This window comes from Hydrogenovibrio sp. SC-1 (assembly GCF_002848135.1).
Lineage (GTDB): Bacteria > Pseudomonadota > Gammaproteobacteria > Thiomicrospirales > Thiomicrospiraceae > Hydrogenovibrio.
This window is the reverse complement of record NZ_PKGB01000003.1, coordinates 181,444-195,535: the sequence shown is the minus strand read 5'-3', so window position 1 is coordinate 195,535 and position 14,092 is coordinate 181,444. Positions and strand designations below refer to the sequence as shown.

Genomic DNA, 14,092 nt, shown 5'->3' with positions numbered 1-14,092 from the left:
CACTTGGTGTTGGTGACGTATTGCCGTTAAACCTAAACAACTCAACACTCGGTCCTTTAACGTCTAAATCAGGTTCAGTAAAGGTCCCCGTCACATCGTATCGATAGGTAATAATATCTTCATTAACAAAAGGCATATACTTCATAAACACATAGGCGGCCAATCCGGCAATGGGTGTTGCAAAGCCACTAATAGCCGCAATAGCTGGCAAAGAACTACCCAGCGATGGCGTTACTTCTGCCTTTAAGTCTAATACATTCGTCATTAAATCGACTTGGCCAAAAACTTGTGCTTTTGCTGCAGGAGCCTTTAGCTCGAGTTTATCAATTTTAAAATACCCTTGATCAAAACGCCCTTCCCCTTCAATTTGATCATAAACCAAGCCAGCTTCAGTAAAATCATTGACATTAAGTCGTAACCGTCTTGCGAGTGATTCAAAACTTAATAATCCTAAAAGCCTTGCAAAACCTGGTTCCGCATCCTTTATAACGCCATCTTCCATTTTAAAACGCGCATCTCCTGAGAGTTGTTTAAGCGCAAAGCAACTAACGCCGCCCACCCATACTAGGTTAACCCCCATCTGCATTTCATTTCCTTTAAACCCCTTGTTGAATCCTAAGAATTTCAACATGGCATCAACATGCTTTGTTTTAATCGATCCAGATAGACGACTCGTATTATCTTCTTTATTAAACCAATAATTTCCGACAAACGGCGTATTCACTTTGTTAGCAAACACATTTAACTGATCTATTTTTAAAAAAGAATCCGCATGTGCCAGTTTAAAACTTAGATTATCAATAACCTTACCATTGATTTGAATATTTTCGCCTTCAAAGTCGACCTGCGTTTTGACTGTTTTCTGTAGATCAGGGCCAACTTGACAACTTGAGTCAGCCGCATTCGATTGTGCAGAGGTTAATGGAAAGTCAACTGATAAACGCGTTAGGTTGACCGCAAATTGATTCGGCGTCTTATTTTTTATAGTGGCTTTTACTTCATCCCCTTGAACCGCTACCACCAACGAGCCATCCTTTGATAAAGAAGACCAGTCTAGCGCAAGATTATTCATATTCACACCAAACACTTGTAGCCGATCAATTTTTAAATGCGAATTATGCCAAAAAATAGCAGCCCCCTCGGATAGTGACAAGCCCCATCTGTCCTTACCATAGGTTTGTAATTCAGGTAGCGATTTTAACCAAGCATCAAAATCAACAAAATGCAATCGACCTTTCACGGCTCCGCCTTTATCGATATCCGTTGTTTGCTTTTGACCTTGTTTGTTTAAATCAATGCTGACGAAGTTTAATTGTGACTTATCCAAGTCGAAGGCGCTCTGCATTTGCAACAAATTATCCAATTGCAATTCATGTTTAAGCAGATCATTCTGTATTGTAATCGTTGAAACCAATTTCTTTGGCCGCCCCTGCTTAATCAATTCTTCTTCACTGAGTGGCGCAGGTAAATTAGACGTCAAGGGATTTAAATCAATTTCATTATAGATTGATATCGGGCTGGCCGAACTTAATGGAATATTGACATGCGCTTGCCAAGGAGCAACTCCGGTTACAAATTGATTATTTGAAGCCAGTGCACTGTTGACGGCTATTTTAATTTCATCTCGGGGAGTCGATACGAGAATACTCGCAGGCTGATCAAAGAGGGTTGCGGAGATAGCGTCCCCCTTAATGCGCGACTCTGTAAACTGAAGACTCCCCTTAACTTGAGTCAGCGGCAACGCACCCAATAAAATCATATCGACCTGATTAAGCGCAACACGCCCTTTAACGCTTTCTGTTTTATCGTCATAACCACTAACAGGAACCCAAATTGAGTCCAAATCCACTTTAACTTCGCCTGTGGCTGTCAGCTGTTCTTTTAAAAAAGAATCTATGCCGATCTTTGTTAACAACGGCGTTTGTTGCAAATATTCAAGCGCGTTCTCAATCGGGGTAATGACCTGCCCTTGAATATTGACAGCAATATCATTCGAGGCCAAATCATCCAACACAACCCGAACAGTCTTCGCTTTAACAGGCATCGCTGACCGTAACGATTCTCTATGCAATAGCACATCACTCGCGACGATTTGGAGTTGGTAAGGTGTAAATTTCAATTTTGCAGAAAAATCGGTTAAAGCTGGCCAATCGGGTTGAAACTTCAAAGTTGCATGGTGAACTTCAGTCGTCACTTCAAAAATGCCTTCGCCATTTTCAAACGGGAAGTCTTGCACATGCCCTTGCACCCTAAGGGCACCTTTCACACCATCGCCATCAATCAATGCTTGTTGTAACCAGTTTTGTAAAGTGGTCGACATCATTGAATAGGGTAAATAACGTTTTACCGTCGAGAGCCGGTTCGGTTCAAACTGCAAATCCAACTGAACGTTTCCATCTGAATGACCACTCGCCTGTAATGCCATCGGAATTTGAGCCAACTGAAACTTTAGCGGTACCAACTGCCAGTTTTGATTTGTCTCATCAAATGTAATCTGAACAGGGTTCGTCAATTGAAGTGGAAAAGGAGCGCCCTGATTAATCGCCTTAGCTGAAATTAGCACTGACTGAGAAGTTTTTATCCATAAATTCTGATGCTGCTTTTCAACTACAAGTTCTTGAACACTGAAACCAGGTTGGTTTTTGTACGGTTCAATGGTCAATTTTGGAATTTTAAGTTTTAAAGAGACAAGGTTTAACTCGACAATATCCAAGCTACCAGAGACATCAACCAGTTTTAGCTGTTGAACGCTTTGCGCAAACTGTTCATCCTGAAAGCGTTTAATAAACAGTTCTGCAATTGGTCGAATCACCTCATAGTCGATTTCAGAAGCTTTAAAAGTTAATAACTTATTTTGATCTAGACGAATAAAAATCGGCGAGATCGTATCAACATAAGCCTTATCAAACCTTAAGTTTTCAATTTGAAACTGCCAATTTTCACTTGCCTTCCCTATCAGCTGATTGGTCGCAACCCAATTCAAGTCGATACCGAAACTCTTTGGCAGTAAAGCATCATTCACTGGCCAGACTAAGTTTTGAGCATGACTTTGAATGGCTAACTTGGTCAATTCACCTCGTTTAACCTCAAGGTCAACATCCCCTAGAAGCGCACCTGTTGGCAGGGTCGACTGCCACTCTTCCGACATCAAACGATAAAAAGGATCCAATAAAATGGGCGTTAAAATATTGAGGCTCAAATTTCCATCTAAAGGATCTCGCCAAGCAGGCGGACTAAACCGGCCTTTCAGTTGTATTCGACTTTTTTTAGCGTTATCGACACTTAAGGTTAAAATGCCGCCAACTGTCCACTTAACGCCGCGGTAGCTCTGAATGGAATCTATGCCAAAAGCAAAGTGATGCTGTTCAAAAGGTAGAGATAATTGAATATTTTTGAGGTTAATTAATTGCCAACTTTTATACAAAATTGACCAGGCCTGGTCAATTTTTAGGTCATTAAATGAACGTTTTGCATCCTTATCCAATTTCCTCCCTGCCATGGAAACCGTCACCCCATCTAGCATTAGCTTCTCGCCATAATGCCAATCCCCGCCCAAAAAAAACCAAAGATTTAAATCGCCAGAGGCATAGTTCAATTGTCCCTGAAAGCTTTCTGAACGAATTTGAGCATTTTTAACTTCAAACTCAAACCCCAGCCATGTCTGTTCAATATTAAGGCGGTCGATTTGAATTTGTGTCTGCGTTATCTGCTCGACAAAAGGCAAAAAATACTCAGGCGCAGTTTGTGCCCAAGTTAAAACAGCACGAACCACTATCAAATAAGCCAAACCTAGGCTGATAAACAACAAAAACAGCTGTTGTAACCGCTTTAGCATTAAGAAATCACCACATCAAACTGCTCGATAAAATAGCCACTTTCCGCTTGAAATCGGATATTCTTTTTTAAAAAGTTCTCAAGTTCAACCACACTGCTCGAAGCCTCATCCAAGATATAAGAGACCACAGATTCGGATGCAATCACCCGATAGTAATCGGCATCGAAAGATTTGGCCATTCGGGTGATTTCACGAAACACTTCAAACGCAATCGTCTCTGGGGTTTTGACTGACCCTCGACCCTGACAGACAGGACAAGGCTCGCACAGAATATGCTCTAAACTTTCACGGGTACGCTTGCGGGTCATTTCGACCAACCCCAGATTGGATATTTCCGTGATAGAGGTCTTAACTCGATCACGCTGCAGTGCCCTTTGTAGCGCCGAATAAACGGAAGCCTTATGCTCTCGATCATCCATATCAATCAAGTCCAAAATAATGATACCACCTAGGTTACGCAACCTTAATTGTCTTGCAATCGCCTGAGTCGCTTCCAAATTCGTACGATAGATTGTCTCTTCAAGGTTTTTATGCCCAACGAACCCACCGGTATTCACATCAATTGTGGTCATCGCCTCAGTCTGATCAATAATTAAATAGCCACCTGATTTTAAATCCACACGCTTTTGCAAAGCTTGTTGAATCTCGTCTTCTATACTATACAAATCAAAAATAGGTCTTTCGCCAGTATAAAGACTTAGTTTATCGGACAAATTCATGACAAAGTTTTCCGAGAAATTCAACATTTTCTTATAGGTTTCCGTTGAATCCACGCGGATATTTTCAATTTGTTCTATCGGAATATCTCTGAGTATATGCAAATAAAGAGGCAGATCCTCATATACCAATACCGGCTTTTTCGCCAATTTCGCTTTTTCTTGAACGCTCAACCACAATCTTTGCAAATAAAGCAAATCAGCCCGTAGCTCATGAAAGTCCGCCCCTTCTGCAACGGTTCTAACAATAAAACCACCGGACACATCTTTTGCCTCAGGAATGGTCTTAATCAAATCCCTCAATCGATCCCGCTCTTCAGCTTCTTCAATCTTCTGAGAAACACCGACCATCACTTCATCAGGCATATAAACCAGCAAACGTGATGGCAAGGTGACATGCATTGTGAGTCGCGCCCCTTTTGAACTGATCGGGTCTTTAACCACCTGCACTAAGATGCGCTGTCCAGCATGCAAGAACTTGGTAATATCCTCGCACTCTTCTTCCACTGGTTTGGCAATCGCTCGTTTACAAATGTCAGAAACATGCAAAAAAGCCGTGCGCTCTAGCCCAATATCGACAAATGCGGCTTGCATCCCCGGCAAAACTCGATCCACTTTACCAATATAAATATTACCGACCAAGCCACGCTTATTCGCACGTTCAACCCAAACTTCTTGCAAAACACCGTTTTCAACCCAAGCAACGCGTGTTTCCGTGGGCGTCACATTGACCAAAACCTTTTCTTCATTATTCATATCGTTAAGTCCGTATAATAATTGGAGGCCGCTAAACACTGATCAAGTTCAAACAACGGCAGCCCCATCACCCCCGAATAACTCCCTTCAATTTTCTCAATAAACTTCGCACCAAGTCCTTGTATGGCATAAGCGCCTGCCTTACCCATTGGCTCTCCGGTTGCCAAATAGTCTGCAATTTCCGTTTCCGACAGGTCTCTAAACCAAACTTGCGTAGTACTCATTTCTGAAAAAACTTGGCCATCATGAACAATCGCAACCGCACTCAACACTTGATGGTGACACCCAGACAAAGCCGCCAACATTTGACTTCCCTCATATTCTGATTTCGGCTTGCCAAATACAGTCTTTCTCTTAAGTACAATGGTGTCCGATCCTAATACCCAAATTTGGCGGCCTGCGAGTTTATTAAACCCAGAAAGCGCTTTTTCAACCGCCATCCTGACAACAAAGGACTCAGGCGACTCATTCGGAAGCGCCGTTTCTTCTATCGGAGCCTCTACCGTTTGATATGCAATCCCCAATTGCTCCAACAGCATAGCGCGTCTCGGTGACTGAGAACATAAATAAAGAGGTCGTTCCATTATCCTATTCCAATTTAAAAATATCGCGACTCATTCAATCGATAATAACGGCTATAACAAGAAATCCACTTATTAATAAAGTGTTTCCATAAAGCATCTTGATCCATTATTGAATAAAATAAGCTAAACTATTCTACTGAATAACAACAGTGATATGAATAAAAGAAAAGGACGCATGAGTGGATATTATTCTTGAGGATCACCAGCCGACATTACTTGAAAAAACCTTCGGCAACTACTTTCTCTATCAAACTGACCTTTACTCACTAATGTGCGAAGATACGGTCATTCCTTGGTTACAAATCATACCCACTCAAAACCCTGAACAAAACCCTGAGTACGCAGGGCAACTCTATGCAGAGATTCACAAACTCGCTGCCTACCTGAAAGGCAAAGGGCTTGGTCCTCATGCCAATATCGCCAAGATTGGTAATAAACTACCTTACTATCACATTCATTTGGTTTTCAGAAATGAAAACGACCAGGCCTGGCCAGAACCAATTTGGGGACTAACAAACCTACATCAAGCAATCGAAATGCCTCAGACAGTGAAACACCTATTGAAAAGCTTCATCAACTCTTAACCCTTTTGCTAGTGTACAACAACTGATCAATTAAGCGTATTTTCGTGTCATAAACACAAACAAAGTGATAAAGAATAAATAATACGCCACGCCGTTGCTCAAATGAATCCAAGCTTCCGCCAACATAGAAATGGACGAACTGACCACAAACAATAACCCAGCCAAAGGCCAGGGTGAAAAGCGCCCATTGGCCTTAGTTTCCTTGACTTTTCTTCCAAAGAAATACACCAAATACAATATTGGTAAAATCAACCCTAAAACGCCCAAAATTCCTCGCGTAAACGCCGCTTCAATATACTGATTATGCAAATGACCAAAGGCAATTGGAATTTCTCGACCATAGATTTCTTTGGTAATTTCAGGGGTTCGAGCTAATTGTTCTTTCATAGAGTGGTCTTCACCAACACCAGTCAGAGGGTTTTCCAAAAAACCTTCAATCCCAGCTTGAAACAACACCAAACGCGCACCTACGCTTCCAGCATGCCCTTGCCCTTCCACATAGTTTGACAAATCTCCTACCATCGCATCCCAACGACGGTCCACTCGATCGCCAAAATACATTAGAATCGAGGTAAAGCTGATCATAAAGAACAACCAAAATGTTACCATCCGTTTAAAACTCACAACCCCATTTTTTTTGAGATAAAGGCTATAAAAAATTGACCAACCGACCAGAGCTTCCGGCAGGCCAGCCCATGCCGTCCGAGTATCTGACACCAAAGAACCAATAAATGAAATCAGTGCAACCACGATGAGGGCAAACACCATCCAAGGCCCTTTTTGAATAGCCCAAACAAACCCGCCTAATAGTACAACAGTCAGCAAGTTGCTATAAATACCAAAATGGATCACATGCGGCGTCACGTCACCGCCAAATCGATAGGTATAAATTGCATCAAACTGCCCCAACAAATACCACTCATAGCCGATCACCACCAAAACAGATAAGGTCGACAGCATCAAACTGATCCAAACCACATCCTCTGACGGCTTTAACTGCCAAAATAAAATCAAGACAAACGTAGCGATGACAAAAGCAGTACCGCGATGCTGAAGGAATTGAAAGGATGGCTCTCCAAGTGGCCAATAAAACAGTAGAGGTAAAGCAGATAGGCCAAAAAACACGCCTGCTAACACCCATAACCATTTGGTATCAATCCAAGAAAATTCCTTCACTGGTGCTCGAAAACTCAGAGCCGACACCATCGCCAACAGCAAAAACATATTTTCGAACGACATTAATTTAGTCAACATCAATGACCAACCTGCCGTTGTAAAAATCGCAATTTTAAATGTATCTTGCGGCGTTAATCCCAGTACTGTTTTATCCAAGGTGCTTTTTTCCATATTTTATAAGGGGTGCTCACAACATCTATTGGGTCAGGCTTACCATGAAATAACACGATTTTCGTATCTAGCGGAACTTTCGACTCGCCCATTGGCTGCAACCAGCCTTTTCTCATTAACCAATCGCCGATCCCCAATAGTTTTAACCCTCTTGCCTGACAGTGTTTTTTATAGGAAACAACCCAGTCAGACGGGTACAATTCAATAAATGGCGCGACTCGCCCTAGCCAGTCTTGATCGCCATGCATATGATCAACAATCCACTGTTGATTAGCCAAAAAGCCTAGCCAAACATAATCCAGCTGTCCCACCTCAAACCGAACGACCGAACTGTTAATCTTGCCCCATTTGCATTTACCATAATCCTTTACAGAACAGACTTCCCCTGGTTTGTAGCTAAACAGTTCATCAAGATTCCCAGTTATCACCACATCCAAATCGAGAAAGAGCACGGTACCATTTAATCCATAAAAATCTTTACGGTAGATTGACAATTTGTGCCACCAACCCGCTAATTCAGGCTGAAAAATTGGCAAGGCCTCGACTTCAGTCAGTAAACCAGCCGTATCGTCGGTAATACAATAAAACTTAAACGGCAACTGTAAATTCTTGGAGACCATTCGATAAAGTCTATTCACGTCTTCAGCAGGATATTTCTCACCCCACTTCAAACAAACGACATTAATGGTATTTTGATTCATCTTACTCAATACCCTGATTCGTTTTAGTCATATTAATGTCATCAACAATGCACTTTATCATCTCTGAAATATCTGCTTCAGCGGCAGAGACGAACTGTTGCATCTGCTCCCGCTCTTTAGCAGTAAAGTTCGCCCAATGGTCTATCGAAATTTGTTCAATATTTTGCATTGGCACAACTCGACCCGTATGATTAAAAACATCACTGAGTAAAAAACTGACTTTAGGCGTATTCGACTCAAAAGCGATAAATGGAATCTGCTGTTTAATGCACATGGTGACAGTATGATAGCGTCCAGTAATCACCAAACGATGCGACTTCAGAAACTGAATAAAATCTCTTGGCCGAATCGAAGTCAAACGATCTTGCGTTAACCACTTATAAAAATTTTTAACAAAGGGTCTTGGGCTTTTAAAGAAATTGACGTTAGACAGCCTTGCTACCACCATGGAACGAAAGGCATAGCCTCTTTGTAGGCAATAGCGCTTCAAAAACGGCAGCTCTGATTTTAAAGCACTGTCAATTACACAGGCATCCGCCTTTTCTGACTCGACGATTTTTTCAAACTGGTAATCATTTTTGGCAAACGTTAAATCGGGTATATAACGTCCATGAAGCCCAAAACTCTGTAACTCGGTCAGACTGCTTTTATCTCTCACATAAATCTTCTTAAAGGCACGCATACTAGCGTATTCACTGGCTTCATTTTGAAACAAGGTAGCATTAATTAAATAGGAATCAACATCAAAAGCTTCTTTAGCAAACTCTGCAAACTCAGATAAAGCTCTTGCATGCTTACGCTCTGCACTATGATGAATCGTGCCTTCTCCATTCACAATAAAAGCATCCACCCGATCTTTTTTCTGAATGGCTTTTTTATGCTTTCGCCAATCAACCCCAACCGGCCATGTCCATACAACGTCTACCCCTTGTTGCTTCAGCAAGAATCGTAGATTTTCCATCACCAACATACAACCAAAATGGTGTGTTGGATCAGTATCATTAATAATTGCGACGCGTTTTATGGTGCCTTGTTCCACGACTACATCTCATCCAGTTTTTTAATTGTAATATTTTGTTTTTCTGCTTCAGCCAAAATATAGGCTTTTTCAGCCGACCAATCATGCGGACTGCTTTTCCGATGACGATTAAAAATGCGGCGCAGCCAGTTAGTTTTTGCAGGCATATCATACCAGTTTGGATTTTGAAAAAAATCAAACCCATACATTGTTAAATGTCCCTTGTCCACTAACCTTGAAAACAAATCGAAAACCATACATCCTGTTGAAGGGCGAGCACCCAGCTGTTGGTGCAATGACTTCCAGTAATCTAGCGGGTAAAAGAAAAGACTTGGCAACAACAAAGGCTCCAGTTCTGAACGCTTCTTTGGTGTCATCCACACCACATCTGAATATCTAGATAAAATTGTGGCAAGCTTTTCTCGGTCAGCAGATAAACAAACAATATCAGTCTTGGTGCCAACATCTTGTTTCATTGCTGTAGGCAAATCCCAAGCGCGATTCATGCGCACGACAATATCAAACGCATCAATCTCTTCGCCCTTAGCCTGAAGTTTTTGGGAATTGCCAATAATCGCAACCCTTTTACCTTTTACCAAGTTGGCGAGCTGCTGAATGTCTTTTACTGCTTTCAAAAGGAAAAGCCCTTTAATTTAGTCATTGTCAAAAATTGCTTGATAAGTTGGAACTACCGCCACCCCCAACTGGGAAAATAATGCAGCAAAACTCAACTGAAACGGATCATCCTCATACAGTACCGCATATACCTGAGATTGGCTTTTCAACCACTTGGCCGTCAACACGGAAGTGCCGACATCGCCCACAATCATAATGGCATCCTTAAACTGTGGTAGCACAAATTCAAACGCCAACTGAGAAGGTATCACAAAACCCACCCGTTCTTTTAGATTCAAAGGATCTCCATCTTTCACTCTCGGGTGATACTTAATCGCTACCTTCAAACCTCGCCGCGTTAAGGCCAAAATAAAATCTTCAACCTTTTGCTGGTAATTTTGCATTTTTAAAATATTATTTGGGTGTGCAATTAAAAGACAGACATCAACCTCCTTCAACTCCAGCATTGAAGTTGTCGAGGCGCCCATTGCCGAAAACAAAGCCAGCCCTAACTCTTGAATAGGTTCGGAAGCAAACCATTCTGGCCGCAAGGCATAAATCGACTTTTGTTGATAGTCTGTAATCGCCGAATCCGGTTGAAACAACCAGGCCTGATCGATCCAACTTGAGCTTCCCACCTGTACAGGTTCATTCCACCAAGCACCATAAGCCAGTTTCTTGGCAACTCGTCCCAAAATCGTCTCCAATGCGGTAGTTCTTCGCCCTGCATAAGAATACAAGCCATCGTCTAAATACACCCCAATACAAGACTGATGTTGTCGCTGATATTGCATCGCAAATTGAAACTCGATACGTCGATCACTACTGACAGCAATGGCCTGAGGCGATATTTTATCCAACAAGGCTTTTAACGATTTAAAACTCTGCCGGCGCTCCCTCAGTTTTTTCCACCCGGTCTGTTGTCCGGGCAAAATTGAAAGGCTTTGAAACGGCGATCCCTGCCAATTATCTAAGGCTTGAATGTAAGGGTTATGTTCAATATTTTTTTGATCAATCAGCACCAAACTTGAGCACTGTGATTCAGCATGCGCCAATGCATGTGCGGTTGCGACCAATATATTCAGAGGGGTCGACGGCATATATAGCACGCTAGCTTTTCCCACTTGCTATCCCTTCTAGCGCTCGACAAACATCGGTGACCTGAATTCCTCGTTTAGATTCGTCCTCGTCACCGGGCGCAAACGATTTAAGATAGTGCTTTGCAAGTGGAGAGACCACATACCTAACCTTGTTTCCTAAAGCCCCAACCAAATCTGGATCCGTCACTCGGTAGATGACAACCATCGGTACATCCAAGGCTGCCGCAACATGTGACAGGCCAGTATCGACTGACACGACCGCTTTGGCAAATTTTAAACAACAGGCCATGGTATTTAAATCCAGTTTCTGATTCGGCACCCAGGCCTTTATGCCCGAAGGGGTATGGTCACTTTCAACAGTCTTAGCAATCCGCTTTGCCCGTTGCTTCTCTTCTTCGTTGCCCCAAGGCAAAACCACTTGCTTACCTTGCGCCACAACCCTATTGAGCAATTCAATCCAATAGGCTTCTGGCCATAACTTTGTGTCCCAGGTGGTACCGTGTAAAAACACCATATAGTCATCTGCTAATTGCGGTAACTTCTGCCAAGCTTGGGTTGCTAAATGGTAGTCTAACGTCTCCTTTGCTGGTAAAGGATAATCTAAGACTCTGGCAAATAATTCTCTTAACCGCGAAATCGCATGCTGATGTTTTGCAACCGGATACTTATGCTGATAAAACAAAGATGCCAACTTTTCACGGGCACTGCCCCAGTCCATCCCCGCTATAGGCTCCTTAATCTTTGACACCACCCATGCACTTTTCAATAACCCTTGCGCATCGATAACCAAATCATAATGCGTTTGATTCACTCTCTCAAAAAACGCTTTAATTTCTTGACGAAATCGAATGGGATGCTTGCGCCATTGGCGAAGCCGAATAGAATAAACCTGATCCACCACAGGATGCCACTTTGGAATTTCTTGAAATGCCTCTTCAACCACCCAGTCAACCACCAGGCCTGGTTGATTTTGCATTGCATCCGTTAAGGCGGGAAAGGTATGAAAAACATCGCCCATGGACGACATTTTAATCAGTAATATGCGCACAGTTCTATTTTGCAAACTCGAGAACGTGTGGATTCTCAGTTAACCAAGTCAAATATTTCTCAACCCCTTCAGCAACCGAGTGAAATGGCTGTTGATACCCAGCCTCTCTCAGCTGCTGGTTATCCGCTTGAGTAAAACTCTGATAAGCACCCTTCAAGTGTTCTGGGAAAGGAATATATTCAATTTCGCCTTTACCATGAAACCGAATCACCGCTTCCGCAATGTGCTTAAACGGTTCCGCTGCCGCGGGACCTAAATTAAAGATACCAGATTGATCTGGATTTTCCATAAACCAAAGATTCACATTAACAACATCATCAATATACACAAAATCTCGACTCTGCATGCCAGCTTCATAGCCATCATAAGCGCCAAACAACTTTACATTTTCGCCAGCCAGTATTTGACGATGGAGCTTAAAGGCTACGCTCGCCATGTCGCCCTTATGTTGTTCACGAGGACCATAGACATTAAAATAGCGGAATCCAGCCACCTGACTTTCGGCCAACGGCAAAATACGGCGCACATATTGGTCAAACTGAAATTTTGAATAGCCATATACATTTAAAGGCTTTTCATATTCACGAGATTCGACAAACTCTGGCCCTTCGCCGTAAACCGCTGCTGAAGAGGCATACAAAAAAGGAATTTTGCGATTCAAACAATAATTCAATATATCTTTCGAATATTCATAATTATTGTCCATCATATATTTGCCATCCCACTCAGTGGTGGCTGAGCAAGCCCCTTCGTGAAAGATACACTCAATATCTGGCAAGCCTTCTTCTGCAAAGATTCGGGATTGAAAATCTTCTTTGTCCAAATAATCTGCAATATCGCAGTCAGCAAGGTTAATAAATTTATGGCCATTCTTTAAGTTATCAACCACTAAGATATCTTTGCGCCCTTGGGCATTTAATCCCTTCACAATATTTGAGCCGACAAACCCAGCTCCACCCGTGACCACGATCATAAAATTCTCCATCATCTGCTTAACTAAGTCTTTTGTTGGCTCAACACACAACAAAACACTGGACATATAACGGATAATTTTATCATTTACACCACGATAATGGCTAAAAAAGGTAAAATATCGGATTAAATTGACGTGACTGGAAGAATGGAAAAGCAACTCTCTTTACGAGGCAAATTAATCGCCTTTTTTGAAACTTGGTTTATTGACCATGAAATTTTGCGCAAACTTTATCGAAATTTTCACCGGTTATCAGCGGACGCTTATCGGAGCAATCACCCTTCTGCAGGCTTTCTTAAAAAAGTCCAAAAAAAATATGGCGTCAAAACCATTGTCAGCATGCGCCGCGCAGACACCAAAGGCCCGTACCTTTTTGAAAAAGCGGCTTGTGACAAACTGGGCTTAATCCTTGTCAATCATGTCATGTCCTCCCGTAGATTACCGGAAGTAGAAGAAATCATTAAGGCTAAAGAAATTTTAGAAACCGCTGAATACCCGATTTTAATCCACTGCAAATCAGGCGCTGATCGAGCCGGACTCATGAGCGTATTTTACAAACACTTCATCCTCAAACAACCGATTCAAAAAGCTGTTTCAGAGCTTAGCATGAAATATGGCCATTTTCGCTGGGCCAATACAGGCAAACTTGATTATTTTTTTGATGCGTTTATGGCCTATGAAAAACAACACCCAGGAACCACCTTTATGGAGTGGGTCACCCAACATTACGACAAACCCGCTTTGAATCAAAAATTTGTCAGTGCCGGCTGGGCAAATATTGTTGTCGATAAACTTTTAAAACGCGAATAAGGCCA

Annotated in this window: 12 protein-coding genes; 2 read left to right on the top strand and 10 right to left on the bottom strand. The window is 42.2% G+C overall.

All coding sequences use genetic code 11. From position 1 onward, the window contains the following. The 3 genes from CYQ88_RS02960 to CYQ88_RS02950 all read right to left on the bottom strand — a co-directional run. The coding region (locus CYQ88_RS02960; protein WP_143483753.1) for a YhdP family protein at positions 1–3,835 on the bottom strand (3,835 nt) is incomplete at its 3' end. Next, positions 3,835–5,307: a ribonuclease G gene (gene rng, locus CYQ88_RS02955; protein WP_101839854.1), complete on the bottom strand. Its 1,473-nt coding sequence runs from the start codon at positions 5,305–5,307 to the stop codon at positions 3,835–3,837. The genes CYQ88_RS02960 and rng, both read right to left, overlap by 1 nt. Then, positions 5,304–5,891, bottom strand: coding sequence for a nucleoside triphosphate pyrophosphatase (locus CYQ88_RS02950; protein ID WP_101839853.1), 588 nt, complete (start codon positions 5,889–5,891; stop codon positions 5,304–5,306). The genes rng and CYQ88_RS02950 overlap by 4 nt, the downstream gene beginning before the upstream one ends. Positions 5,892–6,070: 179 nt before the next feature. Here CYQ88_RS02950 and CYQ88_RS02945 point away from each other — a divergent pair, with 179 nt between their 5' ends. Next, positions 6,071–6,475, top strand: coding sequence for a hypothetical protein (locus CYQ88_RS02945; RefSeq protein ID WP_101839852.1), 405 nt, complete (start codon positions 6,071–6,073; stop codon positions 6,473–6,475). A 30-nt stretch (positions 6,476–6,505) separates the two neighbouring features. Here the strand turns inward: CYQ88_RS02945 and CYQ88_RS02940 are convergent, their stop codons facing one another. Genes CYQ88_RS02940 through rfaD form a run of 7 tightly spaced genes read right to left on the bottom strand, consistent with a single transcriptional unit; the run spans position 6,506 to position 13,277 of the window. Continuing rightward, complete coding sequence (locus tag CYQ88_RS02940; RefSeq protein WP_101839851.1) at positions 6,506–7,822, bottom strand: O-antigen ligase; 1,317 nt, start codon at positions 7,820–7,822, stop codon at positions 6,506–6,508. Then, positions 7,783–8,523, bottom strand: a complete 741-nt coding sequence (locus CYQ88_RS02935) for a hypothetical protein (RefSeq protein ID WP_101839850.1) — start codon at positions 8,521–8,523, stop codon at positions 7,783–7,785. The genes CYQ88_RS02940 and CYQ88_RS02935 overlap by 40 nt, the downstream gene beginning before the upstream one ends. Before the next feature lies 1 nt (position 8,524). Continuing rightward, complete coding sequence (locus CYQ88_RS02930; protein ID WP_101839849.1) at positions 8,525–9,562, bottom strand: polysaccharide pyruvyl transferase family protein; 1,038 nt, start codon at positions 9,560–9,562, stop codon at positions 8,525–8,527. Between the two features lie 2 nt (positions 9,563–9,564). Continuing rightward, the gene (locus CYQ88_RS02925; RefSeq protein WP_158235995.1) at positions 9,565–10,176 is read right to left on the bottom strand and encodes a glycosyltransferase family 29 protein; all 612 of its coding nucleotides are present in this window, start codon (positions 10,174–10,176) and stop codon (positions 9,565–9,567) included. A gap of 18 nt (positions 10,177–10,194) precedes the next feature. After that, a complete protein-coding gene (locus CYQ88_RS02920; protein ID WP_143483752.1) occupies positions 10,195–11,280 on the bottom strand; it encodes a polysialyltransferase family glycosyltransferase in 1,086 nt (361 codons plus the stop codon). Beyond that, a complete protein-coding gene (gene waaC, locus CYQ88_RS02915; RefSeq protein WP_101839846.1) occupies positions 11,267–12,304 on the bottom strand; it encodes a lipopolysaccharide heptosyltransferase I in 1,038 nt (345 codons plus the stop codon). The genes CYQ88_RS02920 and waaC overlap by 14 nt, the downstream gene beginning before the upstream one ends. 4 nt (positions 12,305–12,308) lie before the next feature. After that, entirely contained in the window at positions 12,309–13,277 is a 969-nt protein-coding gene (rfaD, locus tag CYQ88_RS02910; protein ID WP_101839845.1) for an ADP-glyceromanno-heptose 6-epimerase, read from the bottom strand. Positions 13,278–13,424: 147 nt separating this feature from the next. Between rfaD and CYQ88_RS02905 the strand changes: the two genes are divergently transcribed. Then, a complete protein-coding gene (locus CYQ88_RS02905; protein ID WP_101839844.1) occupies positions 13,425–14,087 on the top strand; it encodes a protein-tyrosine-phosphatase in 663 nt (220 codons plus the stop codon). Positions 14,088–14,092: the final 5 nt, after the last annotated feature.